Raw genomic sequence first — 24,544 nt, 5'->3', positions numbered from 1 at the left:
AAGGGGTGAAATGGTCAGTTCGGTAGAAACAGCGCTGGGTCCACCATGGCCCGGTTGAGCATCACGCCCCAGTGCAGGTGCGGCCCGGTGGCGCGGCCCGTGGCACCCACGGCGCCCAGCGGCTCTCCGGTGCGCAGCACGTCGCCCACCTGCACGGTGATCTGGCTCAGGTGGCACACCATGGTGAGCAGCCCGCCGCCGTGGTCCAGCCACACGGTGTTGCCGTTGAAAAAATAGTCGCCCGTGTCGATCACCCGGCCTGGCAGCGGCGCCACCACCGGCGTGCCCGTGGGTGCAGCGATGTCCATGCCGCTGTGTGGGTTGCGTGCCTGCCCGTTGAACACCCGCCGCAGCCCGAACGAGCTGGAGCGCCGCCCCGGCGTGGGTACCTGCATGCGCAGGGAGGCATGCACGGCAGGATCGGGCTCGGTGAACGTGGCCATCACCCCCTGCTGATGGGCACGCTCGCGTTCAAAGCGCGCCTGGTCTTCGGGCGACAGGTCCACGGTGCGCGGCGACACCTTGAGCTGCTGCTCGGCGTAGCGCTTGGCGGCGATGCGGTAGCCCACCGGGCGCGAGCTTCCGTCCGGCAGGCGTACCTTGATGTGCGCGGTGCCGGGCTCGGCCGCCAGGGCAATGCCCACCACGGCCGTCCACTCCCGCGCATCGCCCACCACCAGCAGCGGCACATCGCCCGCAAAGGCCTCGGGCCTGGTGGCCGCAGGCCCCAGCGAGAGGCGGGCCACCCCGCCGGGCACAGGCAGTGCGCGGGGCCAGACCTCAGCATCCGCCGCCGGAGCCGTGGCCGCCGGGGCCGCAAACGCGCGCGCTGGCAGTGCCAGCAGGCCGAGGGTGCCCAGCAGGGCACGCCGCGAGGGAAAAGGGCGGGTGAAACGCATGGCCTGCATTGTGCAGCGGCCATCGGTCCGGGCGCCGTGCGCCTTCAGATAGCATGGCGCATGACCACCCATTACGAGAGCGTGCACCCCGACACGCTGTACCCTGAAGCCTTCCACGTGGCGCCGCCCGACACGCCCCTGGGGCGCAGCCTGGTGCCGCGCCGGCCCGGCGTTTTCATCCGCAAGGCGCCAGCGCCGGAGCAGGCGCCAGTGCAGGAACCCCAGGAGCCGCCCACGGAGCGCGAGAAACCCGTGCGCGAGCTGGCGGCAGGCCAGTTCGGCCTGGTACCGCAGTGGGTCAAGTCGGCGTCCGATGCCAAGCTGCGCTCGACCAAGCTGGTCAACGCGCGGGCGGAAACCGTCACCACCTCCAACAACTTCCGCGAGGCCTGGCTGGGCGCGCGGCGCTGCATCGTGCCCATGATGGCCTTCTTCGTGGATGACCTGCGCAGCGGCAAGCCCGTGCCCACGCGCATCGCGCGGGTGGACGGCCAGCCGATGGGCGTGGCGGGCCTGTGGGAGTGCTGGACGGGGGCCGAGGGCGAGACCATCACCAGCTACACCCTGCTGACGGTGAACGCCAACAACCACGCGCTGATGCACCGCTATGGCCATGACGGCAGCGAAAAGCGCATGCCTGCGGTGCTGAGCGAAGGCGCCTACGACGCCTGGCTTGGCGCCCACCCGGAAAAGGCCCGCGAGTTTTTGCGCAGCTATCCCGCCAACTGGCTCACGGCCAACCCGGTGCAGAAAGAGCGGGTGCGACCAGCGCAGAACTTTTCAGCAAAAAGTGGCCCAAACGCTTGATGGAAAAGCGCTGACAGCTATGAACAATGAAGCAAAAAAAGACCGTTGGAGGGTTTCGGCCGCAGGGGCACTGCTCTGCGCCGCGCTGGTGCTGGCGGGGTGCGCCGCACCACCTCTGCCGCACCATGGGCCGCAGGAGAACTTCGCCTCGGTGGCCACCTATGCGCGCCTGTTCGATGCCGCCCCCGCGCACACCTGCGAGGCTGCGCGCCGCGCCTTGCTCAGCCAGGGCTACCTGATCCAGGCGGCATCGGCCGAGCAGGTGGAGGGGCGCAAGAACTTCCAGCCCGACGCCGAATCGCACCTGCAAATCTACATCCGCGTGGTCTGCGTGCCCGATGCGCCGCAAGGCGTGCTCAGCACCGGCTTTGTCACGGCGGTACAAGACCGCTACACGGTCAAGAAAGTCAGCAACTCCGCCAGCCTGGGCGTGGGCGGCATCGGCTCGGTGTCGGTGCCGCTGACGGCGGGCAGCGAGGCGCTGGTCAAGGTGGGCAGCGAAACCATTGCCAGCGAGGCCTTCTACGACAGTTTTTTCGAGCTGGTGCGCGGCTACCTCGGCACGGCCGAGGCGCAGGAAGACTGAGCGGCCAGGCCTTACTCCTGCGCCACAAACTCGTAGGTCACGGCCTCGCTGTCCACCATGTCGAGGATGTCGTTGAGTTCGTCCTCGTCCTCGGTGCTGCTCCACACGTCCTCGGGGTTGGCGGCAAACAGGGGCTCCACGGCCATGTCCAGGAAGGCGCCGTCGGCCATGCGGATGACTGGCGTGCCTTCGGAGGTCTGCACCAGTTGCCAATCGTCCGGGACGGACATTTCCAGTTCGATGGTGACTTTGAGGGTTTTCATGCGGGCGCTCCAAGGGTAGGTGGGGCCCGAGGGTAACCCATGTGTTGGCACAATGGTGCGAACCACCACCTGCCCACGCGCTGTTTGCCATGCCCTCTGCCTTTGCCCACGCCACCATCGGTACCCCAGGCCAGCCCTGGGGGCCTGCAGACATCGCCCAGTGGCGCGCGCGCCAGGTGCGCCAGCGCAGCCATGCCGACGATGTGCTGGCCGTGCTGGCGGGGTTGGATGCGCAGTGGCAGCGTGAGCCCTACGGCGAGCTGGTGTACGGCAGCCGCCGCTACCCCCTGCACGCCCTGCGCAGCAAGGACTGGCAGGACCACCGACCCACCGTGCTGGTGACGGGCGGCGTGCACGGCTACGAAACCAGCGGTGTGCACGGCGCGCTGCGCTTTGCACGTGAGCATGCCGCACGCTACGCCGGGCGGGTCAACCTGCTGGTGGTGCCCTGCGTCAGCCCCTGGGGCTACGAGCACATCCAGCGCTGGAACCATGACGCCATCGACCCCAACCGTTCGTTCCGCGAGCCCAGCCCGGCGCAGGAGGCAGCGGCGCTCATGCGCCTGGTGGCGCCGCTGCACGGGCAGTTTGCCGCGCACATTGACCTGCACGAAACCACCGACACCGACGAAACCGAGTTCCGCCCCGCGCTGGCCGCGCGCGACGGCAAGCCGTTCGAGCCCGGCAGCATCCCCGACGGCTTCTACCTGGTGGACGACACCGAGAACCCCCAGCCCGCCTTCCAGCAGGTCATCATCGAAGCGGTGGAAAAGATCACCCACATCGCGCCCACTGACGCGCAGGGCCAGCTCATCGGCTCGCCCGCCGTGGCGCGCGGCGTGATCCGCTACCCGCTGCGCACGCTGGGCCTGTGCGCCAGCGTGACCGGCGCGCGCTACACCAGCACCACCGAGGTCTATCCCGACAGCCCCCGCGCCACGCCCGAACAGTGCAACGCTGCACAGGTGGCGGCGGTGTGCGCGGCGATCGATTTCGTGCTGGCGCAGGCGTCGGCCTAGCCGTTGCGCAGTTCGTCCGCCAGCAGATCGAACACGCAGCGGATGCGGCGCGCCGTGTGCAGCTCGCGGTGCGTGACCAGCCATACCGGAAACCGCACCGCAGGCACCTCGTCCAGCACGCGCACCACGCCCGGCGTTTGCTGCGCAATCTCGTCCATCATGGTGCCAATGCCCAGGCCCTGGCGCACCATCTCCCAGGCGGTGGAGGCGTTCTCGGCCAGCACCTTGAACTGCGCCGCCCCCACCGGCAGGCCATGCGCCTGCAGGTAGGCCTGGTAGCGGCCTGCGCGGTCGGCGCCGATGAAGTCGCAGTGCGCCGCATCGGCGGCAGTGCGCGGGTGCCCGTGTGCAGCCACCCAGGCGCTGCTGGCGTAAAAGCCCGCCGTGGCGTGGCGAATCAGCCGCCCGATCAGGTCCGGCTGGTCGGGGGCCACATGGCGGATGGCGATGTCTGCCTCGCGGCGCAGCAGGTCGCTGAGCTGGTTGGTGGTCACCACCTCGATCACGATGCCCGGCGCCTGCTGGCGCAGCCGCGCCACCGCGCGGGGCAGGATGTGGGCCGCCACCGCATCGCTGGCCGACACCGACACCACCCCCTCCACCGCCTGCGAGCGCCCCGTGGCCATGAGCGCCAGGGCATCCGCCGCAGCGCCCATGGCGCGGGCCTGGGCCAGCAGCGCCTGGCCCGTGGCCGTCAGCACCATGCGCTTGCCCACGCGCTCGAACAGCATCACGCCCAGTTGCTGCTCCAGCGCGGCCACCTGGCGGCTCAGCGTCGGCTGGGTCTGCCCCAGCTTGCGCGCGGCGGCCGAGAGCGAGCCGGTGTCCGCCGTCTCCAGAAACGCGCGCAAAAGGTTCCAGTCGGGGTGATTCATGCAAAAACGTATTACCTAACTGCAAATTATGGGCCTATGCAGTTGATTGGTGTATGGATAGCATCGCTGCATGTTTTCACGCCCCGCCATGACGACCACGCCCACCCCCCTGGCCACAAACGCGTTGCCGCCCGCGCCACCCGACCCCGCCGCTCTGCGCCAGAGCGCTCGCTTCTGGGACAAGATGGCGCGCAAGTACGCCGCCAGCCCCATTGCCGACGAGGCCGGTTACGAGGCCAGCCTGCGCCGCACCAGCGAACTGCTGGCCGAGTCAGACCAGGTGCTGGAGATCGGCTGCGGCACCGGCACCACGGCCTTGCGCCTGGCCCACCGGGTGCGGCGCCTGCATGCCACCGATGTGTCTTCCCAGATGGTGTCCATTGCCCAGGAAAAGCTCGCGGCCACCCCGGTGGCGCAACTGGACTTTGCCGTGCTGGACGCTGCAGGCGCCGCCCAGCAAGCACCCCAGGCCTACGACGTGGTGCTGGCCTTCAACGTGCTGCACCTGCTGCCCGACCTGGACGGCGGGCTGGACGCCGTGTGGCAGGCGCTGCGGCCGGGCGGGTTCTTTATCTCCAAAACGCCGTGCGTGGCGGAGATGAACCCGCTGATCCCTTGGGTGGCGCTACCGCTGGCGCGCGCCCTGGGCTTGGCACCACCCGTGCACTGCTTCCAAGGGCCGGCGCTGGAGGCCACCATTGCGCGCCATGGCTTCGAGGTGCTGGCCGTGGAGCGCCACGCCACCAAGGGCCGCGACGTGCGCCCCTACATCGTGGCGCGCAAGCCGCACCAGGCGGCCACGGTGGCCGACCCCGCATCGGCCCCGCGCTGACGGGTGTGTAAGATCTGAATGAAATTGGCCTCTAACGCCCATCAGTAAAGCGCTGGCAGCTATTGAAACAATAGCGCCATCACATGGCCGGAATCTCTGGCTCCACCAGCAGCGCCAGCAGTTGCAGCGAATCCTGCCAGCCCAGGTAGCACTCGGCGGTGGGGATGGCGGCAGGAATGCCCTCCTGCACCACGCGCAGCTCGGTGCCCACGGCCACGGCCTGGAGCGTGACCGTGGTGCGCATCTCGCCCGGAAGGTCGGGGGTGTCGAAGCGGTCGGTGTTCACGATGCGCTCGCCCGGCACCAGCTCCAGGTACTCGCCGCCGAAGGCATGCACCTGGCCGTTGCCCAGGTTGGTGAACTGCATGCGGTAGCGGCCGCCCACGCGCAGGTCCTGCTCCAGCACCCGCCCAGTGAAACCGTGCGGCGGCAGCCATTTGGCCATGGCGTCGGGGTCAAGGAAGGCGCGGTACACGCGCTCGGGCGGCGCGCGCAGCACGCGGTGCAGGGTGACGGTGCCGGTGGGGGCGGTCATGGGCGGGCTCCTTTCGAACAGCGGTGCCGGCAAGGTCCGGGGCGGCACGACCCGGCGCCCACTGTACGACGATCGGATTTTTTCCGCTTCGGACCGCCGCGCCCGGCAGCGCAGCCATAAGGCCGGGCCTTCAGGCCGCGATGGTCTGCACGCGGTAGCTCTCGCTGCCCTCGGCCCAGGCCAGCAGGCGGTCGATGTTGGGGTGCTTGCCGGGGTGGGTCAGCGCGTCCTGCGTGTGCTCGGCGTACCACTCCAGCCCCAGGTGCGCGGCGGCGGGCGTGATGTGGCCGCCGTACAGCGCCGCCAGTGCGGCGTACACCGCCAGCGAGCCGGCCTGGCCGGGTTTGTTCTCCAGGGTGGCCAGCACCTGCCCGTCCGCGCCCAGCAGGTGCAGGGCGGCCAGGTGGGAGGCGGAAGGCAGTTGCTTGAGGCGGTCGGCGAAGTTCATGGTCTGTGGGGGCAGAGGTTTGGATGAAAAGTGCCTTGAAGGCATGTGTATCAAGCGCAAGATGCTACCAAAACCGAAGCAATCAGCGGCTCCCCACGGCGATGGCACGGTGCCGGTGCCGGGCGGATCGCAAGACAACGCGCCCCCTTGCTTGTGTAGTGTTTCACTCTGATTGGCACTTTCAGAGCCCCGAAAAAGCTGCCCGGCTAGGCGCGGCGCGCAGGCAATGGTGGCGCCCTTGTCAAGCGCTGCAACGACGCTGGGCGGCTTTTTCGGGGCTCCCTTCGGGCCAGTGGCCAAGGGGCCATCTGCGTTGTTGCAGTGGCTTGACGTAACCCGTTATGCCTGCGCCCCTGCGCCTAGCAGCTGACCCCTTGGCCACTGGCTGAAAGTACCAATCAGAGTGAAACACTACACTAGAATCCGCCCCACGGGTGCTGAGGGGCGCCCGCCCGCACAAGAGGCTCTCACCCTCGGCCCGCACCACGGGCTTTTTTCTTGTTGCCTGACAGCTTCATCCCTTGTTTCGTCGGCCCCGCGCGGGGGTGGCCGCACACGATGCCAAGGAACCTGTCATGGACTCTTCCCCCGTTTTCCCGTCCCCCCAGCCCGGCGCCGCCGCGCAGCGCCGCGCGCTCACTCGCCACTACAAAGACAACCCGCCGCCCATGGGCGTGTACGCGATCCGCTGCGAGGCGGAAGGGCTCGTCTGCGTCAAGGCCAGCACCAACCTGCCGGGCGCGTTCAACCGCGAGCGCTTCCAGTTGCGCATGGGCGGCCACCCCGACCGGCGCCTGCAGCAGGCCTGGCGCACGCACGGCGAGGCGGCGCTGCGCTTCGAGGTGCTCGATACGCTGAAACCCCGCGCCGATGCCACCGACGCCGAGCACCGCGCCGACCTGGCCGCGCTGCTTGCGCTGTGGCAAGAGGAGCTGGCGGCATGAGCGCGCCGGCCCTCGATCTCTGCCTGGGCATCAGCCTGGCCCACGCCCGGCTGCAACTGGCGCTGGACGACGCGCTGGGCACCTGGCACGGCATTGGCCATGCCGACTTCATCCTGCTGCACGTGCTGGCGCGGGCCGAGGGCGGCTGCCTGCCCACGGCCGCGCTGGTGGCGCCACTGGGCGTGCCGCTGTCGGCGGTGGTGCGCCGCCTGATCCCGCTGGAGAAGACCGGCCACATCGCGCGCGCGGCGGGCCAGGTCAGCCTGCGCCCCGCCGGCCGTGCCGTGCTGGACGAAGCCCGCGCCACGGCCAGCTCGCTGTGTGCTGACGCGCTGCAGGGCCTGCCCGAGGGTGCCACGGATGCGGCGGCGCTGCTGCGCCACCTGGCGCCCACCACCATGGCGGGGTCGGCGTGAACAGCGCGCTGGACGAACTCAAGACCCGCGCCCGCGTGCGGCTCAACCGCGCGCGGCGCGAGGGCGTGGCGGGCAGCCTGCAACTGGCCGACTGCCTGCACGACGCCGCGCGTGCCGTGGGCTTTGCCCACTGGGACCACGCCCGCCGCGTGCTGTGTGGCCAAGCTGCGGCGGGGGACGATCTGGGCGACTTCTGGCACGCACCGGGCACCGGCATCCTGCTCAACCATTGGTTCGCGCGCCACGAGGACGCCCTGGCCGTGCTCGGCACGGATCGCACGGCCTACCTGCTGCCCTACCGGCGCCAGTGCTTCATCGTGCAGGCGCCGTTCATTGAGGCCCTGGGCCTGGACCCGGACGACCCGCACTGGGGCGCGCTGCGCCACGACCTGGTGGCAGGCCTGGGCACGCCCGCGTGGCTGGCGCTGGCGGCGCAGCGCGTGCGCGCGCCGCTGGCGACGTTCGCGGGGCGGTAAAAGCCCGCCAGGCCAGGCCGCCGGCCTGGCAGCGGGCGCTACTCCTCGTCCTCGTTGTCGTCGTCTGCTTTCACGCGGCGGTCCAGCCGCTCGCGCAGCGCCCCGGCTTCTTGCGTGAACTGGGGCACCGGCACGGCGGGGGCCACGCGCAGGCTGGGCGGGAACAGGCTGCTCATGTACAGCTGGTTCGACAGCCGCGCATGGTTGAGCCACTGCACCCCCATCCAGGCGGGCAGGCCCAGGGCCAGCACGGCGCCCACCGTCCAGGCCAGGCCGGTGCGGCGGCGCGGCAGCACGGCGGCCAGGTGGGCGTAGATGCCTGCGGCCAGCACCAGGGTGATGAGCACATAGCCAAAGCGCGAGACAGCCTCCCACGACAGCGCAAACGCCGCCAAGCTGGTCGCCAGCGACACGGCTTCGGCCCCCAGGTACAGCGCGCAGGCAATGCGCATGTGGCGCCAGAACTGCAGGTGGCCGTCGAACACCTTGTTGGCAATGGCCCACAGCCCGGCCCAGCCGCCCATGAACAGCGCTATGCCCAGCAGCGCGCCGGGCAGCGCCTTCAGGTACTTGGTGCTGTCGTCGGCCTTCAGCCACTCAGCGGCCAGCACGGCGGCCAGCATCAGTGCCAGCAGGGCCACGGTGGCGGCCAGTGTGCGCCAGGGGAAGTGCGGCAGCGGCAGCTCTTGCGCGATGGGCGCATCGGCCAGGCGCAGTGCAATGCGCGTGCGGCCGATCTCCAGCGGCGCGCCGTCGGGCCAGTCGAAGCGCTCGCCACTGGCGTGGCGCTTGCGCTGCAGCAGGGCGCCGTTGAGGGTGTGCTGCACCTCCACGCTCACAGTGCGGGGCGCGTCCGCAGCCCGGTCGATGCGCAGGTGTGTGGGCGCCACATGCGGGTCGTCCAGCACCAGGTCGCATTCCAGGCTGCGGCCCACGGTGACGGGCCAGCGCGTGACGGGTGCGCGCGCCAGCAGCGCGCCGTGGCGGTCAAAGGCCTCCAGCAGGGCCAGGGTGGGCATCATGGCGCGGCCTCCCACCGGAAGGACTGCAGAAAGCGCTCGGCCAGCTTCAGGCCGTTGTCAAAGCCAATGCCGCGCACGTCCAGGCGGCCCAGCACGCCCTGCGTGGGCTGGTTGAGGGTGGCGGCCAGCACCGTCATGTCGTACAGGCCGGGCAGCTTGCGGTAGGCCGACATGCAGACCACCGCGCGCAGCGGCAGGCCGCCCTGGTCCACAAAGCGCTCGGCACACTCGGCCGCCGTCTTTTGGCGGCTGCCCCGGTTGAGAATGCGTTCATTGGCAAAGCTGCGCGAATACATGTGCGCGAAGCGCGCCGCGCCGTAGCTGGGGGCGCTGTAGGCCTCGTAGCCCAGGCGCACCGTGCCGGTGCTGAAGTCGCCCGCCACCACATGGCTGTTGGTCTGGCATGCCGAGCGCTCCAGGTGCAGCGCGCTGTAGTCCGGGTCGCGCCCGCTGCCCCAGCAGCGCGCCAGCGCGTCGTCGGGCACGGGCACCAGGTAGTTGCCGTGGCGCTGCTCCTGGAAGGGGGTCTGCAAAAAGCGCTCGGTCAGCAACTGCTGGTGCACCAGCAGTTGCCGCGCCACCTCCTTGTGGGCGGGCTGCGTGATGGGCTGGGCGCTGGCCGCGCGCTGCACCAGGGCCTGGGCAAACTCGGCCGGGATGAGAAAGCTCACCTGCTCGCCATCGAGCCGCTTGGCCACGTTCACGCCCAGCACGCGCCCCGCGTCGTCCACGGCGGGGCCGCCGCTCATGCCGGGGTTGAGCGTGCCGCCAAAGAAGATGCGCGGGTAAAAGCTGCGCCGCACCAGGCCGTTGTAGGTGCCTTCGGTCACGGCAAAGCCAATGTCCAGTGGGTTGCCCAGCGAGTAGATGCGCTCGCCCTGGGCCAGGGGCTCGGCGGCGGGGCGGAACTCCAGCACTGGCGCAGGGGCCGTGCGTTGGCGTGCGCGCAGCACGGCCACATCGTGCTGCACGTCGAACGCCAGCAGATCGACGTCACCCTCCTGCCCGTCGATGGTGACGTACACGCCCCGGTAGCGCTCGGGCTCCAGCGCCAACTGGCTGGCCACATGGAAGTTGGTCACGATCAGCCCATCGGCCGACACGAAAAAGCCCGAGCCAATCGACGCCTGGGTGTTGGAGTTGCGCAGCAGCGTGCGGATCTGCAGCAGCTTGTCGCGCGACAGCGCATGGATGCGCCGGGCGTCACGTGAGAGCGCCGCCGCCTGCGCCGCCGAAGGTTGCGCGGCCGAGGCGGGGGCGCCGGGCGCATCGGCGTTGATGGGTGGGTTCTGGGCACTGGCCAGGCCGCAGGCCAGCCAAAGGAGAGGGGTAACAAGCCGGCGCGGCCAGCGGGAGATGGAAGGCATCGCGGCATTCTAAGAACGTGATGCGGCGCCAACACTGCGCTCGCGCAAGCTCCGGCCTGGGCCGGGTCAGAACGACGAGCCCGGCTCGCTCAAAAACGCCAGCTCCTGCGCCGTGGACGCCCGCCCCAGCACGGCGTTGCGGTGCGGATAGCGGCCAAAGCGCTCGATGATGGCCTGGTGCTGCAGTGCGAAGCGCAGGTTGCCCTCCAGCCCCGGCTGCGCGAAGAGCCGCACCGACTGCGCGTGGATGGCGGCCGACTCGCTGTGCATGTAGGGCATGTAGGCAAAGGCCCGCTGCGCCGGGGGCAGGGCGCGGTCCTGGCCGCTGGCCACCAGCTCTTGCGCCAGCACCAGGGCCATGCCGTCCTGCGCGAAGGCGCGCGGCGTGTCGCGCCACACGTTGCGCGAGAACTGGTCCAGCACCACGATCTCGGCCAGCCGCCCCGGCGTGCTGGCGCGCCAGCCCGACAGCTCGCCGCGTGCGGCGGCCTCCAAGGTGGGGCCGAAGCGCTGGGCAATGGCCGCGTCGAGCGCGGCATCCTTGGCGAAATGCTGCGCGGCGCTCAGCTCGTCGAACCAGAAATGCAGGACGGCTGCTGGATCGGTGGTGGTTGGTGAAGTCATGGTGCATGCCAAAAGTGGTTCGCGGGGCGCATGGGCAAAGCGCTGCAAGTGGGGGTGGCCAGTGGCCTTCAAGCCTGCCACACCCCAAACCCCGCCGAGCGCAGGTCGATGCCGATTTCGATCTCCCTGTCCACCGCCTCTTCATAGCCCATGGGGTTGAAGCCCTCGTACAAGTCAGGCAGCAGCCGCAGGCCGTATTGCGTCACAAACCGGTTGGCCTGGATGCCCGCCTTGTGCTTGTCAAAGCGCACGTCCGGGTCCAGCCCCGTCATGCCCACGTACACGCAGGGCTTGCCGTCGATGTAGCCGGGGTTGCACTTGCGAAAGCGCGGCTCGTTCAGCACGTCCTTGGAGAGTTCGACCACGTAAACGTGGTGGTGGGGTTTGCGGCGGCGCATGGGGGTTGTGGGCCTTCTCACACCTCGGGCACAACCCGCCGCAGGGCGCGCACCTTTTGCCACAACACCGCCTTGGGCATCTGCATGGCCATGGCCTGCATGCAGCGCTCCAGCCAGCCGGTGCGCGTCTGCAGCCGGTCGATCGCCTTGCCCAGGTCGCGCGCCACCGAGGGGCCATAAGCCTCTTCCGCCTTCGCCAGCGCGGCGCGCAGGGCGGGCAGGGGCAGGCCCATCATGGCCAGGTCAATCACGTCGCGGCTGAACACGCCGTCGTCCGCCTGGCGGTCGGAATTGGCCAGCAGCTTGGATGTGGCCAGGTCCAGCCGCGTCAGCGTGCTCACGCCGCACAGCGTGTCGTCGGCCACCTGGGGCTCCAAAGCAATGCGGGCCTCGCGCACGATTTCCAGTTTGATCGCCTGCCCATCCATCTGCACCTGCGTGCGTATGCCGTACTGGTCGGCCCGTATCTCACGCAATGCCGCCAATGGCTGCGCGTGCGCGTGGGTGATGGCAGCCAGCCCGTGCGGGCCGGTGAGCAGTTGCCGCAGCTCGTGGTAACCCGCCGCGTCAGACACCAAAAAAACAATGTCCACCGACTCGCGGTATTCGCCATGGCGCAGCGCAATGCAGGTGCCGCCGCCAAACAGGCAGCCATGCTGGCGCAGCGTGTCCCCGTTCAGTGCCTGCAGCACATGCGCAATGCGCTGGTGGTGCGGGCGCTCAAACTGCATCGCTGGCCCCCGTGCCGGTTTCGGCGCTGGGCGGCAGGGCCAGCCGCAAAGCCTGCAGCAGGGCCTGTTCGTTGGCAGACATGGCCTGCATGTCGAGGTGCCGCGCATTGCGCTCGTATATGCCCAAGGCCTCCGCAGGCGTGAGCGTGTCGGTGCCATGCACCTGCCAGGCCAGCGCGCGCAACTGCGGGTAGTCGGCCAGCGGCACCCGGGCCGGAATCCAGCCGGTGCGGTCGGGTGCTGGCTTTGCTGCATCGGCTGCGCTGGGTGTTGCCTGCAGCCCCATGCCCAGCGCCGCCAAGGCGTTGCACCACGCGCCCATGGTGACCGATGGCTCGCCCTTTTCGATGCGGTGCAGTGTCACCCGCGACAGGCCCGCTGCCTCGGCGGTCACCGTCGCACTCAGCCGCAGCGCCTTGCGCTGGGCGCGAATTTGTGCGCCCAAGGTTTGAAGTTGGGCGGCGCATTGCTCGGGGGTAAGGGGTGCGGGTGATGGCATTTGTTTCTCATTATTTTCAAAACATCAATTTTGTCAAATATGAGAATCACTTTTCCATCTATCGAGCGTTATGGTGCGTAACCTCCGCGCCTATTTCGATTTTCAAAGCCAAATTCGGCTCTGACTCTTGATAGGCAAGCGCAAGCAGCTATAAAAACAGAAGCAAACTGGGTACGCAAGGAATCAAGGCAATGACCCCGGCGTGCCCGCCAGCGCCCCCAGCAACCGCGCGCTCACCTCGGTGGCGTCGGGGGTGGCGAACTGCATGTTGTGCTGCTCTGTCAGCGGGCCGTGGCCGGGCTCCATGCCACCGTCAGCGCCGTAGCCCATGGCCTTGAACTTCCAGACCCCGCCCACCTCTTTGAGCGAGCCCACATGCGTCCCATCGGCCGTGTGCACCGCTACCACCTCGGCGCTGATGGGTAGCAACTGCAAGGGGCCCGCCACCGGGCCGGATGGTACGTGGGCGTAGGTGGGTGCAAAGCCAGGCGGTTGGGGCGGGGTCAGAGGCATGGCGATGTTTGTATCCCAAAACCGCGGCACCCAACCCAGGTGACGGCTGCCTTGGCCTTCACGTCGTCGGCGTAGACGTTGTTGTTTCTGGCGCCGGCCATCGTTTTCACTGCAATCAGTGTTCGGACGTGCTGGCTGGGGCCGCTTGCTCCGTGTGCGCTGTGGTCTTGCGCTTTTCTGCCGGCACCACTTTGCCGAAGGCCTGGGCCAGTTTTTGGGCCTGCTGGGCGGATTGCAGCAGGGCCTTTTGCAGCGCGCGGGGGCTGGGGGTCAGTCGCGGGCCATGGTTTGCAGTTTGCGCCATAGTGCTGTGTCCTCGATGGTCTGCTGTCCGTGGGTCAGATGGGCCACGGTCTGGGCGGTGTGCCCGCTGGAATTGTCAAACACCATCCACTCGTCTGCCACGCCTGCATAAAGCTGCAAGAAGTTCCGCAGGCTGCGCCCGAAGCGGCGCTTGATCACGTCGGCCGGCACATCGTGGCCGCCCAGGGCTACGCGGTGTTTGACGCGGCGCTGGGCCAGCCGGCTGCTGCTCAAGACAAAGTAGTAGATGGCCACATGGTAGCCGCGCTCCTTGAGCCGCAGCAAGAATGGGTGAAAGCTCCTGCTGGACAAAGTGGATTCAAAAGCAAAGTCGGCACGCGCCTGGGCCAGCTCGCGCAAGCGGTTGTGCATGATGCGGCCCGCCGCAAAGGCCACGGTCTCGGTGCGTTGGCCGGCCAGGCCGCGGGCAATGTAGTCCGCATTGACGAAGGTGGGGATGCCCAGCGCTCCCAAGATCGCATCGGCGTGGGTGGACTTGCCGGCCCCGTTGGGGCCAGCAAACACCACGACGCGCGGGGCGGGCGGGTCAAGGGGCATTCACTTCCCCCACGAGTCCTTCAAGCCCGTGACCCGGTTGAACACCGGCTTGCCCGGCGCATGGTCCTTGCGGTCGGCCACGAAGTAGCCAAAGCGCTCGAACTGGAACTTGTCGTCGGGCTGCGCTGCCGCCAGCGAGGGCTCCACATAGGCGGTCACCACCTTCAGGCTGCCCGGGTTCAGCAGGGCCAGGAAGTCCTTGCCGCCTGCGTCGGGCTGGGCGTCGGTGAACAGGCGGTCGTACAGGCGCACCTCGGCCTGTACACCGTCGGCCACGCCCACCCAGGTGATGGCGGCCTTGGCCTTCACGCTGTCGGCGCCGGGGGTGCCGCTCTTGGTGTGGGGGATGACCTTGGCGTGCACTTCGGTGACCTGGCCGCTGGCGTCCTTGGTGCAGCCGGTGCATTCGATAACGTAGCCGCCCTTGAGGCGCACCACGGCGCCGGGGGACGTGGACCCGTCAGGGTTCACCTTGGGCGGGGTCAGGCGCTTGTAGCCCTTGGGCGGCACTTCCTCGAAGTCTTCGCGTTCGATCCACACTTCCTTGCCGATCTGGAACACGCGGTCGGGCGGGGGCGTCTGGCCTTCGGCGATGGCGCTGTGGGGCAGGGCGGGCTGGGTGCAGGCCTCCAGGTAGGCGTCCGAGCCAAACACTTCGGCCCAGTTGGTCAGCACGAGCTTGACCGGGTCCAGCACGGCCATGCCGCGGTGGGCCTTGTTTTCCAGGTCTTCGCGCAGGCAGCCTTCCAGGGTGCTGTAGTCGATCCAGGAGTAGTCCTTGGTCACGCCGATGCGTTCGGCAAAGAGCTGGATGCTGCCTGGCGTGTAGCCGCGGCGGCGCAGGCCCACGATGGTGGGCATGCGCGGGTCGTCCCAGCCGCTCACGTGCTTGTCGTTCACCAGTTGGGCGAGCTTGCGCTTGCTGGTGATGACGTAGGTGAGGTTGAGGCGGGCAAACTCATACTGGCGCGGCGCGGGGGCGGCGAGCAGGCCGCCCTCAATCAGGCGCTCCATCAGCCAGTCGTAGAAGGGGCGTTGGTCTTCAAATTCCAGCGTGCAGATGCTGTGGGTGATCTGCTCCAGCGCGTCCTCGATGGGGTGCGCGAAGGTGTACATGGGGTAGATGCACCATTTGTCGCCCGTGTTGTGGTGTGTGGCGCGGCGGATGCGGTAGATGGCCGGGTCGCGCATGTTGATGTTGGGGCTGGCCATGTCGATCTTGGCGCGCAGCACCATGCTGCCGTCTTCGTGCTGGCCGTCGCGCATTTCGCGGAAGATGCGCAGGTTCTCGGCCGGGGTGCGGCTGCGGAAGGGGCTGTCCACGCCGGGCTTGCCGAAATCGCCCCGGTTCACGCGCATTTGTTCGGCGGTTTGTTCGTCTACGTAGGCGTGGCCGGCCTCGATCAGGCATTGGGCGGCGCGGTACATGAAGTCGAAGTAGTCGCTGGCCTGGTAGGGCTTGTCGTTGCCGGGCTGGGCCCAGTCAAAGCCGAGCCATTTCACGGCGTCGATGATGCTGTTGACGTACTCCTGGTCTTCCTTCTCGGGGTTGGTGTCGTCAAAGCGCAGGTGGCACACGCCGCCGTAGTCGCGCGCCAGGCCGAAGTTCAGGCAGATGCTCTTGGCGTGGCCCACGTGCAGGTAGCCGTTGGGCTCGGGCGGGAAGCGGGTGCGGATCTTGGCCGGGTCGGGCTGGCCGGCCGCGTGGTGGGCGGCGTCGCCGGGGCTGCCGGCCCAGCGGCGGCTGGCGTAGGTGCCTTTTTCGAGGTCGTTCTCGATGATTTGGCGCAAGAAGTTGCTGGGACGGGTGGTTTCGGCAGCCGCGGCGGTGGCCGCGGGTTGGGTGTTGGCGGGGGTGGGGGTGCTCATGCGGGCATTTTAGGGGGCGCCCCCGTGAAGTTTTGCGCGCTGCCAGATGGCGTGTGTACGTCCAGAAACAAAAAAGTGGGCGGTTTCTGCCATCCTTTGGCCTACCTCGTGCGTTAGCTGCACATGGGCAGGGTCTGGCACGGTGCCGGGGCCCTGGCTGGTAAAGGAGATTGTGATGTCCTCAACCCGTTCTTTCCTTGGCATGGTGGCTGCGGCCGGTGTGGCATTGGCACTGGCCGTGGGTGCAGCCCCTGCGCAGGCGCGTGATGTGTATTGGTCTGTGGGGGTCAACTCCCCTGGGGTGTCGGTAGGGGTGGGCAATGGCGGTTACCCCGTGTATGTGGCCCCGGCGCCTGTGTACTACGCACCACCGCCTCCGCCGCGCCCGGTCTATTACACGGCGCCTGCTCCGGTGTACTACGCACCGCCTCCCGGCCATTACTACCGGGAACATCGTCACCACCGCCACCATCACCGCGGCCATCGGGGTCACCGAGACTACGACCGCTGGGATCGCTGATCCCCACCCTGCGGCTGTTGCCGCAGGCCAGGCCGCATAATTCCGCAGGCGGCCCACCATGGCGGTGGGCGCCATGCCACCCCGGAGAGTGCTGCCTGTGAAAACCGTTTTTGTCCTCAATGGCCCCAACCTGAACCTGCTGGGCACGCGCGAACCCGCCGTCTATGGTGCGCAAACGCTGGCCGATGTGGAGCAGATCTGCGCCGCAGCTTGCGCGCGCCACGGTTTCTCGCTGCGCTTTCACCAAAGCAACCATGAGGGCGCGCTGATCGACTGGATCCACGAGGCGGGCCGCCTGCAGGCTGCCGGGGAGTTGGCGGGCCTGGTGCTCAACGCCGGGGCCTACACACACACCAGCGTGGCGCTGGCGGACGCCGTCAAGGGCACGGGCGTGACGCTGATCGAGTTGCACATCAGCAACGTGCACGCGCGCGAGGCGTTCCGCCACCATTCCTACCTGTCGGCGGTGGCGCGGGCCGTGATGTGCGGCTTTGGCGTGGCGGGCTACGGGCTGGCCATCGACGCGCTGGTGCAGATGCAGTGACGACGGCCGCGGCCCTGCCCGCCATCACCGAGGACGAGGTCGAAATCACCGCCATGCGCGCCCAGGGCGCGGGCGGGCAGAACGTCAACAAGGTGTCGAGCGCGGTGCACCTGCGCTTCGACATTGGCGCTTCGTCCTTGCCCCTGGACGTGAAGGCGCGCCTGCTGGCGCTGCGCGACAGCCGCATCACGCAAGAGGGCGTGGTCGTCATCAAGGCCCAGCAGTACCGCAGCCAGGAGCAAAACCGCGCCGACGCGCTGGCGCGGCTCAATGCGCTGGTGCAGAGCGTGGCGCACGCGCCGCTGGTGCGCAGGCCCACCAAGCCCACTTACGGATCGAAGCAGCGCCGGTTGGAGTCCAAAAGCCAGCGCGGCCAGACCAAGGCTTTGCGCGGCAAGGTGCCCATGTAGGTACGTTGTGCTGCCGCGAAGGGCCCCATGGAAGTCATTCGCACCATTTTTGGAACGTAGAGTCGGCGGGCAGGTGCTTTATGCGCGCTTCCTAAACTTTTACAGTGCCGGTAAAGGATGACCACCATGACCGCCACTGCCTCCGCCCACCCCGTTGTTCCCTCGTTGTTCGTGTCGCACGGCGCACCCCTGTTTGCCGTGGATGCGGGCGAGACCGGCCCGGCGCTCACCCGCTGGGGGCAGGCGCTGCGTGCGCAGTTTCCGGGCTTGCGGGGCGTGGTGGTCATGTCGCCGCATTGGATGGCGCGGGGTGTGCGCGTGACCACCGGTGCCCAGCCTGCCACATGGCACGACTTTGGCGGCTTTCCGTCGGCGCTGTATGAACTGCAATACCCCGCGCCGGGCGCACCGGCGCTGGCGCAGGAGGTGCTGGACCTGCTGGCTGCCGCAGGCGTGGCCGCGCAAGGCGATGCACAGCGCCCCTTCGACCATGGCGCCTGGGTGCCGCTGATGCACCTGTTCCCTCAGGCCGATGTGCCCGTGGTGCAACTGGCGCTGCCCGTGGGCGCCGGGCCCGCGCAGGTGCATGCCTTGGGGGCGGCGCTGCGCCCGCTGGCGCAGCAGGGGGTGCTGCTGGTGGGTACGGGCAGCATGACGCACAACCTGGCCGAGTTCATGGGCGGTGGTGATGGCGAGGATGCGCCCGACCCCTATGTGCAGGTCTTCAGCCGCTGGGTGGAAGACGCTGTGCAGCGCCACGATGTGTCGGCCCTGCTCAGCTACCGGGAGCTTGCTCCGCATGCCCGGCGCGCGCACCCCACGGACGAGCATTTTCTGCCCCTGTTCTTTGCTCTGGGTGCGGCGCCGCAGGATTGGCACACCCAATACCTCAGCCGTGAGGTGATGTACGGCATGCTGGCCATGGATGCGTTTGCACTGCAGCCGGTGGTGTGATCGCACCGGCTTGCAGTACCATCAGGCACCACTGCTTTGGGGGCCTGACCATGTTGGATTTGCCGCTCACTTTTCTGCAGCGCCCTGCGGCGCCCGCCACGCCCAAGCCCTGGCTGCTGGTGCTGATGCACGGGGTGGGCAGCAACGAGCAGGACCTGTTTGCCCTGTCTGCGCAGTTCCCGGACCGCTACTACGTACTCAGCCTGCGCGCACCGCACCGCATGGGGCCGGGTTCGTTTGCGTGGTACGACTTTTCCCTGGAGCCCGGTGGCGCGCGCAGCATCGACGAAGCGCAGGAGGCCGCCAGCCGCCAGCTCATCACCCAGACCATTGAGGCCGCGGCCCAGCAAACGGGCATACCGCCCGAGCGCACGGTGGTGGGCGGCTTCAGCCAGGGCGGCACCATGGCACTGTCCATGCTGCTCACGCGGCCCGAGCTGATGCTGGGCTGCATCGTCTGGCATGGGCGGCTGCTGGCGCAGATGCAGCCCCTGGAGGCCAAGGCCGACGCCTTCCATGGCCGCAAGCTGTGGGTGAGCCACGGCGTGCACGACGACGTGGTTCCGCGCTCCAGCGCACAGGCCATCACCCACCATTTCGACAAGCTGCCGGTGTCGGTCACGTTCCGCGAGTTCTCCAGCGCGCACGAAATCCGCCCGTCCGAGCTGGCGCAAACCCTGGCCTGGCTGGAGGGCCTGTCCACCACGCCCACGGCGTTTTAGGGCGTTGCCCTATACCGGCAGCGCCACCGTGCGCTTGACTTCCTTGAGCGAAAAGCTGGTGGAAATCTCGCGCACCCCCGGCAGGCTGCGGATGCTGGTGCGCACAAACTCGGCAAACACCTCCAGGCTGGGCGCCACCACCTCCAGCTGGTAGTCGTAGCGGCCCGAGAGGTTGTGGCAGGCCAGCACCTGCGGCAGCGCCTGCACTTCACGCTCGAAGGCGGCGGTGACTTCCGCCGTGTGGTTGTGCAGGCCCAGTTGCACGAAGCCCAGCACGCCCCAGCCCGCGAGGTGCCGGTCCAGGTGGGCGTGGTAGCCGCTGATCAATCCGGATTCCTCCAACTGCCGCACGCGCCGCCAGCAGGGCGAGGGCGACAGTGCCACGCGCTCGGCCAGCTCGCCCACGGTGGCGCGGCCGTCCTGTTGCAGGGCATGGAGCAGGCTGCGGTCCACAGCGTCGAGTTCGTGTTGGGGTGCGGGCATGAATTGCCTCAATGGTCTGTCAATAAGGCAATTATTTCCAAAAAACGCGCAGATTGGCGCGAAATGAGAGAAAAATTGCCTGCGCCATTGGCAAACAATTTGGCCATACCAACCACTTGACGGAGACATTGCCATGACCCAGGCCACAGACCACAGCGGCGGCTTCGCGACCCGCGCCATCCACTTTGGCTACAACCCGGCCGAGAACCAGGGCGCGCTGGTGCCGCCCATCCACACCTCGGCCACCTGGACGTTTCCGGATGTGGGTTACGGCGCGCGCTGCTTTGCGGGTGAGGAAAGCGGCTACATCTACACCCGCATTGCCAACCCCACGCTGGCGCTGCTCGAAGGGCGCCTGGCCAGCCTGGAGCAGGGCGCGGGTGCGGTGGTGTTCGGTTCGGGCATGGGCGCCATCACGGCCACGCTGTGGTCCATGCTGGAGCCGGGCGACGAGGTGCTGACCGACCTCACGCTCTATGGCTGCACCTTCTCGTTCCTGCACCATGGCCTGGCGCGCTTTGGCGTCACGGTGCGCCATGTGGACATGACCGACGCGGCCAACGTGGCCGCCGCCTTGGGCGACAAGACCCGCGTGGTGTACCTCGAATCCCCCGCCAACCCCAACATGCGCCTGGCCGACATTGCCGCCATTGCGGCGCTGGCCCATGCCAAGGTTGCCAAGGTAGTGGTGGACAACACCTACTGCTCGCCCTACCTGCAGCAGCCGCTGGTGCTGGGTGCGGATGTGAGCGTGCACTCCATGACCAAGTACCTCAGCGGCCATGGCGACTTGACCGCCGGTGCCGCCATCTTTGCCGACGCCGAGCTGGCCCAGCGCGTGCGCCTGTACGGCCTCAAGGACATGACGGGCGCCGTGATGTCCGCCTACGACGCCCACCTGGTGATGCGCGGCCTCAAGACCCTGGCGCTGCGCATGGATCGCCACTGCCAGAGTGCCCAGACGGTGGCCGAATTCATCGCCGCGCACCCGGCCGCCGCCGTGGTGCACTTCCCCGGCCTGCCCAGCTTTCCCCAGCACGCGCTGGCCAAGAAGCAGATGCGCCAGATGGGCGGCATGATCGCCTTCGAACTGCACGGCGGCCTGCCGGCGGGCGTGCGCTTCATGGATGCGCTGCGCCTGGTCACCCGCGCCGTGAGCCTGGGCGATGCCGAAACGCTGGCCCAGCACCCGGCCAGCATGACGCATTCCACCTACACGCCCGAAGAGCGCGCCGCGCACGGCATTTCCGAAGGGCTGGTGCGCCTGTCGGTGGGGCTGGAGGATGTGCAGGACATCCTGGCCGACATCGGCCAGGCACTGGACCTGGTGCAGGCGCTGGACTTCAGCCGCGCGCAACCGACGACGGCTGGGGCAGCGGCAGCGCCGTCTTGTAGCGCACCTGCTTGAGGGCGAAGCTGGAGCGGATCTTCTCCACCCCCGGAATGGGCGAGAGCCGCTCCAGAATGAGCTTTTCCAGCGCCGCCATGTCGGCCACGGCCACGCGCAGCAGGTAGTCGCTGTCGCCGGTCATCAGGTAGCACTCCATCACTTCGTCCTGCTCGGCGATGCGGCGCTCGAAGTCGGCCAGGGCCTCTTTGCTCTGGGTTTTGAGGCTGACGCTGATGAACACATTGAGCCCCAGCCCCAGCGCGGCGGCGTTGGCCAGCGCCACGTAGCGGCTGATGACGCCCGCGGCCTCCAGCGCCTTCACACGCGCCAGGCAGGGCGAGGGCGAGAGATGCACGCGCCGGGCCAGCTCCACGTTGGAGAGCGAGCCGTCGGCCTGCAGTTCGGCCAGGATGCGCAGATCGATGGCGTCCAGCTTCATATGCTGCGTTGGATTTTGAAATTGGAATTTTGTGCTGCGAGCAGGCCATTTTGCCCGCAATACAGCACCCTGTTTTGCCAGCCAAGGAATAGAGTGGCGACCATGAATGCTCCCATCCCACCCCAGGCCCTCGTGCGCCCCGCAGGCTTGCCCGAGGACACCGACCCCCAGGAAACCGCCGAGTGGCGCGAGGCCTTCCTCGCCCTGGTGGCCACCGAAGGCCCCGAGCGCGCGCGCTTCGTGCTCGACGAATTGGCGCGCATGGCGCGCGCCCAGCGCGTGGGCTGGCAGCCGGGCCTGAACACGCCCTATGTGAACACCGTGGCCGTGCAGGACCAGGGTGTATTCCCCGGTGACCTGGCCATCGAAGAGCGTCTGGCGTCCATCATGCGCTGGAACGCGCTGGCCATGGTGGTGCGCGCCAACCAGGCCTATGGCGAACTGGGCGGCCATATCGCCAGCTACGCCAGCGCGGCGGACTTGTTCGAGACTGGCTTCAACCACTTCTTCCATGCCCGCGAGGGCCTGGGTGCGGGCCAGCACCGGGGCGACCTGGTGTTCTTCCAGCCGCACAGCGCGCCCGGCGTGTACGCGCGCGCCTTCCTCGAAGGGCGTTTGAGCGAGCAGGACCTCATGCACTACCGCCAGGAGATCACCGCCCCGGCGCAGGGCGCGCGCGGCCTCTCCAGCTACCCGCATCCCTGGCTCATGCCCGATTTCTGGCAGTTCCCCACGGGCTCCATGGGCATCGGTCCCATCAGCAGCATCTACCACGCGCGCTTCATGCGCTACCTCACGCACCGCAACCTGCTGGACTGCGCTGGTCGCAAAGACACAGAAGGACGCACCGCGATGCGGCGCGTGTGGGGCGTGTTCGGCGACGGCGAGATGGACGAGCCCGAGAGCATGAGCGCGCTCACGCTCGCGGCACGCGAGGGTCTGGACAACCTCGTCTGGGTGGTCAACTGCAACCTGCAGCGCCTGGACGGCCCGGTGCGCGGCAACGGCCGCATCATCGACGAGCTGGAGCGCCTGTTCGCGGGCGCGGGCTGGAACGTGGTCAAGCTCGTCTGGGGCAGCGACTGGGACGGCCTGTTCGCCCGCGACCTCACGGGCGCGCTGGTGCGCACGCTCGAAGGCACGGTGGATGGGCAAATGCAGACCTTCGCCGCCAAGGATGGCCGCTTCAACCGCGACAACTTCTTCGGCCAGAACCCCGAGCTGGCCGCGCTGGCCCAGGGCATGACGGACGAGCAGATCGACCGCCTCAAGCGCGGCGGCCATGACCTGGTGAAGATCCACGCCGCCTACGCGGCCGCCAGCGCGCACCAGGGCCAGCCCACAGTGATCCTGGCCCATACCAAGAAGGGCTACGGCATGGGCCAGGCGGGCCAGGGCAAGATGACCACGCACAGCCAGAAGAAGCTCGACGACAGCGACCTCATCGAATTCCGCAACCGCTTCAACCTGCCGCTCAGCGACGCACAGGCTACGGGCCTGGCCTTCTACAAGCCGCAGGAAGACAGCGCCGAAATGCAGTACCTGCGCCGCCACCGCCAGGCTTTGGGCGGCTACCTGCCCCGGCGCGAAACAGTGTGCGAGGCCCTGCCCGTGCCGCCCATCGCCAGCTACGCGCAGTTCGCGCTGGCCGCCGATGGCAAGGAGATGAGCACCACCATGGCCTTCGTGCGCATGCTGGGCACGCTGCTCAAGGACGCCACGCTCGGCCCCCGCATCGTGCCCATCGTGGCCGACGAGGCGCGCACCTTCGGCATGGCCAACCTGTTCAAGCAGGTGGGCATCTACAGCAGCGTGGGCCAGCGCTACGCGCCCGAGGACATTGGCTCGGTGCTCTCGTACCGCGAGGCGCTCGATGGGCAAATTCTCGAGGAGGGCATCAGCGAGGCCGGGGCGATTGCGAGCTGGACGGCGGCGGCCACCAGCTACAGCGTGCACGGCCTGGCCATGTTGCCGTTCTACATCTACTACTCCATGTTCGGCTTCCAGCGTGTGGGCGACGCCATCTGGGCCGCCGCCGATCAGCGTGCGCGCGGCTTCCTGCTCGGCGCCACCTCGGGCCGCACCACCCTGGGCGGTGAGGGCCTGCAGCACCAGGACGGCAGCAGCCACCTGGTCGCGGCCACCATCCCCAACTGCAAGGCCTACGACCCGGCCTACGCGGGCGAGATGGCCGTGATCGTGGACGCCGGCATGCGCGAGATGGTGACCGAGCAGCGCGACGTTTTCTACTACGTCACGCTCATGAACGAGAACTACGCCCAGCCCGACCTGCCCGCTGATGCACACGAGGGGGTATTGCGTGGATGCTATCAATTCAATAGCTATTCGCGCACGATGGAAGGGCATGGAGAGCCAATTTCGTCCAAGAAATCGGTCACCCTGCTGGGCTCCGGCGCCATCCTCACCGAGGTGGTGAAGGCCGCCGAAACGCTGGCGGCTGAGGGCGTGGATGTGACCGTGCTCAGCGTGACCAGCTGGAGCGAACTGGCCCGCGACGGCGTGGCCTGCGAGCAGCGCGCGCTGGCGGGCGAGGCCGAGCCTGGCGTGCCTTGGTTGACGCAGCTACTTGCGGGCACGCAGGGGCCGGTGATCGCCGCCACCGACTATGTGCGCTCGGTGCCCGAGACGGTGCGTGCCTTCGTGCCGCCGGGCCGCCGCTTCATCACGCTGGGGACGGATGGGTTTGGGCGCAGCGATACGCGGGCGGCGCTGCGGGCGTTTTTTGGGGTGGATGCGGCGGCGGTGGTGCGGGTGGCGTTGTTGGCTTGCTGATGGGTGTTGCTGGTGCTTTTTTGAGGGTGGCTGGCCGGGATGTGCGCCCGGCGGCGCAGTAACTTTCTTTTGCTTCGCCAAAAGAAAGTCACCAAAGAAAAGGCGACCCACAGTCTGCGACCCCTGCGCTGCGCTACGGGGCAAACCTGCGTCGGGGCGCTTGCGGGGTGCGCCGTGGAACTCACTGCGCTGCTGCGCAGCTCCGTTCGGACAACCCCGGCGAGTCAGTGGACGAAGCATGCGCGCTGCGACGCGCATGCCCACCCCGCAAGCGCCCCGCCGCAGGCGCAGCCAGAAGGGGTTTG

31 protein-coding genes are annotated in these 24,544 nt (G+C 68.2%); 14 read left to right on the top strand and 17 right to left on the bottom strand.

Annotated features, from left to right (window positions below):
- Window positions 1-14: 14 nt before the first annotated feature.
- Window positions 15-899, bottom strand: coding sequence for a peptidoglycan DD-metalloendopeptidase family protein (locus tag MJ602_RS06515; protein ID WP_243020046.1), 885 nt, complete (start codon window positions 897-899; stop codon window positions 15-17).
- Window positions 900-959: 60 nt separating this feature from the next.
- Here MJ602_RS06515 and MJ602_RS06510 point away from each other — a divergent pair, with 60 nt between their 5' ends.
- Both MJ602_RS06510 and MJ602_RS06505 read left to right on the top strand, forming a co-directional pair.
- Window positions 960-1,706: an SOS response-associated peptidase gene (locus tag MJ602_RS06510; RefSeq protein WP_243020045.1), complete on the top strand. Its 747-nt coding sequence runs from the start codon at window positions 960-962 to the stop codon at window positions 1,704-1,706.
- Between the two features lie 19 nt (window positions 1,707-1,725).
- The gene (locus MJ602_RS06505) at window positions 1,726-2,292 is read left to right on the top strand and encodes a DUF2242 domain-containing protein (protein WP_243020044.1); all 567 of its coding nucleotides are present in this window, start codon (window positions 1,726-1,728) and stop codon (window positions 2,290-2,292) included.
- Window positions 2,293-2,303: 11 nt separating this feature from the next.
- Here MJ602_RS06505 and MJ602_RS06500 read toward each other — a convergent pair whose 3' ends face one another.
- The gene (locus tag MJ602_RS06500; protein WP_162015440.1) at window positions 2,304-2,555 is read right to left on the bottom strand and encodes a hypothetical protein; all 252 of its coding nucleotides are present in this window, start codon (window positions 2,553-2,555) and stop codon (window positions 2,304-2,306) included.
- Between the two features lie 89 nt (window positions 2,556-2,644).
- Between MJ602_RS06500 and MJ602_RS06495 the strand changes: the two genes are divergently transcribed.
- Window positions 2,645-3,574 (top strand): M14 family metallopeptidase, encoded by a 930-nt coding sequence (locus MJ602_RS06495; RefSeq protein ID WP_243020043.1) that lies wholly within the window; start codon window positions 2,645-2,647, stop codon window positions 3,572-3,574.
- On the opposite strand, the gene MJ602_RS06490 is transcribed toward MJ602_RS06495, so the two are convergent.
- Window positions 3,571-4,449, bottom strand: coding sequence for a LysR family transcriptional regulator (locus MJ602_RS06490; protein WP_243020042.1), 879 nt, complete (start codon window positions 4,447-4,449; stop codon window positions 3,571-3,573). The genes MJ602_RS06495 and MJ602_RS06490 overlap by 4 nt on opposite strands.
- Before the next feature lie 70 nt (window positions 4,450-4,519).
- Here MJ602_RS06490 and MJ602_RS06485 point away from each other — a divergent pair, with 70 nt between their 5' ends.
- The gene (locus tag MJ602_RS06485) at window positions 4,520-5,281 is read left to right on the top strand and encodes a class I SAM-dependent DNA methyltransferase (protein ID WP_243020041.1); all 762 of its coding nucleotides are present in this window, start codon (window positions 4,520-4,522) and stop codon (window positions 5,279-5,281) included.
- Between the two features lie 79 nt (window positions 5,282-5,360).
- Here the strand turns inward: MJ602_RS06485 and MJ602_RS06480 are convergent, their stop codons facing one another.
- Window positions 5,361-5,816, bottom strand: a complete 456-nt coding sequence (locus MJ602_RS06480) for an SRPBCC family protein (RefSeq protein ID WP_162015443.1) — start codon at window positions 5,814-5,816, stop codon at window positions 5,361-5,363.
- Window positions 5,817-5,946: 130 nt separating this feature from the next.
- Window positions 5,947-6,264, bottom strand: a complete 318-nt coding sequence (locus tag MJ602_RS06475; protein ID WP_243020040.1) for a DUF2322 family protein — start codon at window positions 6,262-6,264, stop codon at window positions 5,947-5,949.
- A 575-nt stretch (window positions 6,265-6,839) separates the two neighbouring features.
- On the opposite strand from MJ602_RS06475, the gene MJ602_RS06470 reads away from it, so the two are divergent.
- From MJ602_RS06470 to MJ602_RS06460, 3 genes are read left to right on the top strand one after another with little or no spacing between them, the layout of a single operon-like run.
- Window positions 6,840-7,208, top strand: a complete 369-nt coding sequence (locus MJ602_RS06470) for a GIY-YIG nuclease family protein (protein WP_243020039.1) — start codon at window positions 6,840-6,842, stop codon at window positions 7,206-7,208.
- Window positions 7,205-7,624: a MarR family winged helix-turn-helix transcriptional regulator gene (locus tag MJ602_RS06465; RefSeq protein ID WP_243020038.1), complete on the top strand. Its 420-nt coding sequence runs from the start codon at window positions 7,205-7,207 to the stop codon at window positions 7,622-7,624. The genes MJ602_RS06470 and MJ602_RS06465 overlap by 4 nt, the downstream gene beginning before the upstream one ends.
- A complete protein-coding gene (locus MJ602_RS06460) occupies window positions 7,621-8,100 on the top strand; it encodes a hypothetical protein (RefSeq protein ID WP_243020037.1) in 480 nt (159 codons plus the stop codon). Before MJ602_RS06465 ends, MJ602_RS06460 begins: the two co-directional genes overlap by 4 nt.
- 38 nt (window positions 8,101-8,138) lie before the next feature.
- Here MJ602_RS06460 and MJ602_RS06455 read toward each other — a convergent pair whose 3' ends face one another.
- The 10 genes from MJ602_RS06455 to MJ602_RS06410 form a co-directional block, all read right to left on the bottom strand.
- On the bottom strand, window positions 8,139-9,122 hold the full coding sequence (locus tag MJ602_RS06455; RefSeq protein WP_243020036.1) for an FHA domain-containing protein: 984 nt from the start codon (window positions 9,120-9,122) through the stop codon (window positions 8,139-8,141).
- Window positions 9,119-10,489, bottom strand: coding sequence for a S1 family peptidase (locus MJ602_RS06450; protein WP_243020035.1), 1,371 nt, complete (start codon window positions 10,487-10,489; stop codon window positions 9,119-9,121). The genes MJ602_RS06455 and MJ602_RS06450 overlap by 4 nt, the downstream gene beginning before the upstream one ends.
- Window positions 10,490-10,555: 66 nt before the next feature.
- On the bottom strand, window positions 10,556-11,113 hold the full coding sequence (locus MJ602_RS06445; RefSeq protein ID WP_243020034.1) for a DUF924 family protein: 558 nt from the start codon (window positions 11,111-11,113) through the stop codon (window positions 10,556-10,558).
- A 68-nt stretch (window positions 11,114-11,181) separates the two neighbouring features.
- Window positions 11,182-11,511: a hypothetical protein gene (locus tag MJ602_RS06440; RefSeq protein WP_243020033.1), complete on the bottom strand. Its 330-nt coding sequence runs from the start codon at window positions 11,509-11,511 to the stop codon at window positions 11,182-11,184.
- 17 nt (window positions 11,512-11,528) lie between these two features.
- Window positions 11,529-12,242 (bottom strand): nucleotidyl transferase AbiEii/AbiGii toxin family protein, encoded by a 714-nt coding sequence (locus MJ602_RS06435; protein ID WP_243020032.1) that lies wholly within the window; start codon window positions 12,240-12,242, stop codon window positions 11,529-11,531.
- A complete protein-coding gene (locus tag MJ602_RS06430) occupies window positions 12,232-12,741 on the bottom strand; it encodes a helix-turn-helix domain-containing protein (RefSeq protein ID WP_243020031.1) in 510 nt (169 codons plus the stop codon). Before MJ602_RS06430 ends, MJ602_RS06435 begins: the two co-directional genes overlap by 11 nt.
- Before the next feature lie 183 nt (window positions 12,742-12,924).
- Window positions 12,925-13,254: a hypothetical protein gene (locus tag MJ602_RS06425; protein ID WP_243020030.1), complete on the bottom strand. Its 330-nt coding sequence runs from the start codon at window positions 13,252-13,254 to the stop codon at window positions 12,925-12,927.
- A gap of 115 nt (window positions 13,255-13,369) precedes the next feature.
- On the bottom strand, window positions 13,370-13,558 hold the full coding sequence (locus MJ602_RS06420) for a hypothetical protein (protein WP_243020029.1): 189 nt from the start codon (window positions 13,556-13,558) through the stop codon (window positions 13,370-13,372).
- On the bottom strand, window positions 13,525-14,115 hold the full coding sequence (locus tag MJ602_RS06415) for an ATPase (RefSeq protein ID WP_243020028.1): 591 nt from the start codon (window positions 14,113-14,115) through the stop codon (window positions 13,525-13,527). Before MJ602_RS06415 ends, MJ602_RS06420 begins: the two co-directional genes overlap by 34 nt.
- Window positions 14,116-15,984 carry a glutamine--tRNA ligase/YqeY domain fusion protein gene (locus MJ602_RS06410; protein WP_243020027.1) on the bottom strand — a complete coding sequence of 623 codons (1,869 nt, stop codon included), beginning with the start codon at window positions 15,982-15,984 and terminating at the stop codon, window positions 14,116-14,118.
- A gap of 175 nt (window positions 15,985-16,159) precedes the next feature.
- Between MJ602_RS06410 and MJ602_RS06405 the strand changes: the two genes are divergently transcribed.
- The 5 genes from MJ602_RS06405 (at window position 16,160) to MJ602_RS06385 (ending at window position 19,134) form a co-directional block, all read left to right on the top strand.
- Window positions 16,160-16,504: a hypothetical protein gene (locus MJ602_RS06405; protein ID WP_243020026.1), complete on the top strand. Its 345-nt coding sequence runs from the start codon at window positions 16,160-16,162 to the stop codon at window positions 16,502-16,504.
- A gap of 73 nt (window positions 16,505-16,577) precedes the next feature.
- Entirely contained in the window at window positions 16,578-17,048 is a 471-nt protein-coding gene (gene aroQ / locus MJ602_RS06400; protein WP_243020025.1) for a type II 3-dehydroquinate dehydratase, read from the top strand.
- Window positions 17,045-17,458, top strand: coding sequence for an alternative ribosome rescue aminoacyl-tRNA hydrolase ArfB (gene arfB / locus MJ602_RS06395; RefSeq protein ID WP_341474740.1), 414 nt, complete (start codon window positions 17,045-17,047; stop codon window positions 17,456-17,458). Before aroQ ends, arfB begins: the two co-directional genes overlap by 4 nt.
- Before the next feature lie 117 nt (window positions 17,459-17,575).
- Entirely contained in the window at window positions 17,576-18,412 is an 837-nt protein-coding gene (locus MJ602_RS06390) for a DODA-type extradiol aromatic ring-opening family dioxygenase (RefSeq protein WP_243020024.1), read from the top strand.
- A 50-nt stretch (window positions 18,413-18,462) separates the two neighbouring features.
- Window positions 18,463-19,134 carry an alpha/beta hydrolase gene (locus MJ602_RS06385; protein WP_162015466.1) on the top strand — a complete coding sequence of 224 codons (672 nt, stop codon included), beginning with the start codon at window positions 18,463-18,465 and terminating at the stop codon, window positions 19,132-19,134.
- 9 nt (window positions 19,135-19,143) lie between these two features.
- On the opposite strand, the gene MJ602_RS06380 is transcribed toward MJ602_RS06385, so the two are convergent.
- Window positions 19,144-19,617 carry an Lrp/AsnC family transcriptional regulator gene (locus MJ602_RS06380; RefSeq protein ID WP_243020023.1) on the bottom strand — a complete coding sequence of 158 codons (474 nt, stop codon included), beginning with the start codon at window positions 19,615-19,617 and terminating at the stop codon, window positions 19,144-19,146.
- 133 nt (window positions 19,618-19,750) lie between these two features.
- On the opposite strand from MJ602_RS06380, the gene MJ602_RS06375 reads away from it, so the two are divergent.
- Entirely contained in the window at window positions 19,751-21,025 is a 1,275-nt protein-coding gene (locus MJ602_RS06375) for a methionine gamma-lyase (RefSeq protein WP_243020022.1), read from the top strand.
- Here the strand turns inward: MJ602_RS06375 and MJ602_RS06370 are convergent.
- Complete coding sequence (locus tag MJ602_RS06370; protein ID WP_243020021.1) at window positions 20,961-21,446, bottom strand: Lrp/AsnC family transcriptional regulator; 486 nt, start codon at window positions 21,444-21,446, stop codon at window positions 20,961-20,963. The two genes, MJ602_RS06375 and MJ602_RS06370, sit on opposite strands and share 65 nt — an antisense overlap.
- A 102-nt stretch (window positions 21,447-21,548) precedes the next feature.
- On the opposite strand from MJ602_RS06370, the gene mdeB reads away from it, so the two are divergent.
- Window positions 21,549-24,239 carry an alpha-ketoglutarate dehydrogenase gene (gene mdeB, locus MJ602_RS06365; protein WP_243020020.1) on the top strand — a complete coding sequence of 897 codons (2,691 nt, stop codon included), beginning with the start codon at window positions 21,549-21,551 and terminating at the stop codon, window positions 24,237-24,239.
- Window positions 24,240-24,544: the final 305 nt, after the last annotated feature.

Origin of the sequence: Simplicispira sedimenti, assembly GCF_022760965.1 — a bacterium.
GTDB lineage: Bacteria > Pseudomonadota > Gammaproteobacteria > Burkholderiales > Burkholderiaceae_C > Simplicispira > Simplicispira sedimenti.
Note: the sequence above shows the minus strand (reverse complement) of the source record. Positions and strands in the feature narration are given on the sequence as shown.

What these genes read in the sequence shown, in the direction of transcription:
- mdeB (WP_243020020.1), top strand. Translation starts at nt 21,549, where the DNA reads ATGAATGCTCCCATCCCACCCCAGGCCCTCGTGCGCCCCGCAGGCTTG.
- MJ602_RS06405 (WP_243020026.1), top strand. Translation starts at nt 16,160, where the DNA reads ATGTCCTCAACCCGTTCTTTCCTTGGCATGGTGGCTGCGGCCGGTGTG.
- MJ602_RS06420 (WP_243020029.1), bottom strand. Translation starts at nt 13,558, where the DNA reads ATGGCGCAAACTGCAAACCATGGCCCGCGACTGACCCCCAGCCCCCGC.
- MJ602_RS06485 (WP_243020041.1), top strand. Translation starts at nt 4,520, where the DNA reads ATGTTTTCACGCCCCGCCATGACGACCACGCCCACCCCCCTGGCCACA.
- MJ602_RS06440 (WP_243020033.1), bottom strand. Translation starts at nt 11,511, where the DNA reads ATGCGCCGCCGCAAACCCCACCACCACGTTTACGTGGTCGAACTCTCC.
- MJ602_RS06455 (WP_243020036.1), bottom strand. Translation starts at nt 9,122, where the DNA reads ATGATGCCCACCCTGGCCCTGCTGGAGGCCTTTGACCGCCACGGCGCG.
- MJ602_RS06500 (WP_162015440.1), bottom strand. Translation starts at nt 2,555, where the DNA reads ATGAAAACCCTCAAAGTCACCATCGAACTGGAAATGTCCGTCCCGGAC.
- MJ602_RS06445 (WP_243020034.1), bottom strand. Translation starts at nt 11,113, where the DNA reads ATGACTTCACCAACCACCACCGATCCAGCAGCCGTCCTGCATTTCTGG.
- MJ602_RS06370 (WP_243020021.1), bottom strand. Translation starts at nt 21,446, where the DNA reads ATGAAGCTGGACGCCATCGATCTGCGCATCCTGGCCGAACTGCAGGCC.
- MJ602_RS06505 (WP_243020044.1), top strand. Translation starts at nt 1,726, where the DNA reads ATGAACAATGAAGCAAAAAAAGACCGTTGGAGGGTTTCGGCCGCAGGG.
- MJ602_RS06490 (WP_243020042.1), bottom strand. Translation starts at nt 4,449, where the DNA reads ATGAATCACCCCGACTGGAACCTTTTGCGCGCGTTTCTGGAGACGGCG.
- MJ602_RS06425 (WP_243020030.1), bottom strand. Translation starts at nt 13,254, where the DNA reads ATGCCTCTGACCCCGCCCCAACCGCCTGGCTTTGCACCCACCTACGCC.
- MJ602_RS06390 (WP_243020024.1), top strand. Translation starts at nt 17,576, where the DNA reads ATGACCACCATGACCGCCACTGCCTCCGCCCACCCCGTTGTTCCCTCG.
- MJ602_RS06380 (WP_243020023.1), bottom strand. Translation starts at nt 19,617, where the DNA reads ATGCCCGCACCCCAACACGAACTCGACGCTGTGGACCGCAGCCTGCTC.
- MJ602_RS06375 (WP_243020022.1), top strand. Translation starts at nt 19,751, where the DNA reads ATGACCCAGGCCACAGACCACAGCGGCGGCTTCGCGACCCGCGCCATC.
- MJ602_RS06415 (WP_243020028.1), bottom strand. Translation starts at nt 14,115, where the DNA reads ATGCCCCTTGACCCGCCCGCCCCGCGCGTCGTGGTGTTTGCTGGCCCC.
- MJ602_RS06430 (WP_243020031.1), bottom strand. Translation starts at nt 12,741, where the DNA reads ATGCCATCACCCGCACCCCTTACCCCCGAGCAATGCGCCGCCCAACTT.
- MJ602_RS06515 (WP_243020046.1), bottom strand. Translation starts at nt 899, where the DNA reads ATGCGTTTCACCCGCCCTTTTCCCTCGCGGCGTGCCCTGCTGGGCACC.
- MJ602_RS06495 (WP_243020043.1), top strand. Translation starts at nt 2,645, where the DNA reads ATGCCCTCTGCCTTTGCCCACGCCACCATCGGTACCCCAGGCCAGCCC.
- MJ602_RS06385 (WP_162015466.1), top strand. Translation starts at nt 18,463, where the DNA reads ATGTTGGATTTGCCGCTCACTTTTCTGCAGCGCCCTGCGGCGCCCGCC.
- MJ602_RS06435 (WP_243020032.1), bottom strand. Translation starts at nt 12,242, where the DNA reads ATGCAGTTTGAGCGCCCGCACCACCAGCGCATTGCGCATGTGCTGCAG.
- aroQ (WP_243020025.1), top strand. Translation starts at nt 16,578, where the DNA reads ATGCCACCCCGGAGAGTGCTGCCTGTGAAAACCGTTTTTGTCCTCAAT.
- MJ602_RS06465 (WP_243020038.1), top strand. Translation starts at nt 7,205, where the DNA reads ATGAGCGCGCCGGCCCTCGATCTCTGCCTGGGCATCAGCCTGGCCCAC.
- MJ602_RS06410 (WP_243020027.1), bottom strand. Translation starts at nt 15,984, where the DNA reads ATGAGCACCCCCACCCCCGCCAACACCCAACCCGCGGCCACCGCCGCG.
- MJ602_RS06470 (WP_243020039.1), top strand. Translation starts at nt 6,840, where the DNA reads ATGGACTCTTCCCCCGTTTTCCCGTCCCCCCAGCCCGGCGCCGCCGCG.
- MJ602_RS06480 (WP_162015443.1), bottom strand. Translation starts at nt 5,816, where the DNA reads ATGACCGCCCCCACCGGCACCGTCACCCTGCACCGCGTGCTGCGCGCG.
- MJ602_RS06510 (WP_243020045.1), top strand. Translation starts at nt 960, where the DNA reads ATGACCACCCATTACGAGAGCGTGCACCCCGACACGCTGTACCCTGAA.
- MJ602_RS06475 (WP_243020040.1), bottom strand. Translation starts at nt 6,264, where the DNA reads ATGAACTTCGCCGACCGCCTCAAGCAACTGCCTTCCGCCTCCCACCTG.
- MJ602_RS06450 (WP_243020035.1), bottom strand. Translation starts at nt 10,489, where the DNA reads ATGCCTTCCATCTCCCGCTGGCCGCGCCGGCTTGTTACCCCTCTCCTT.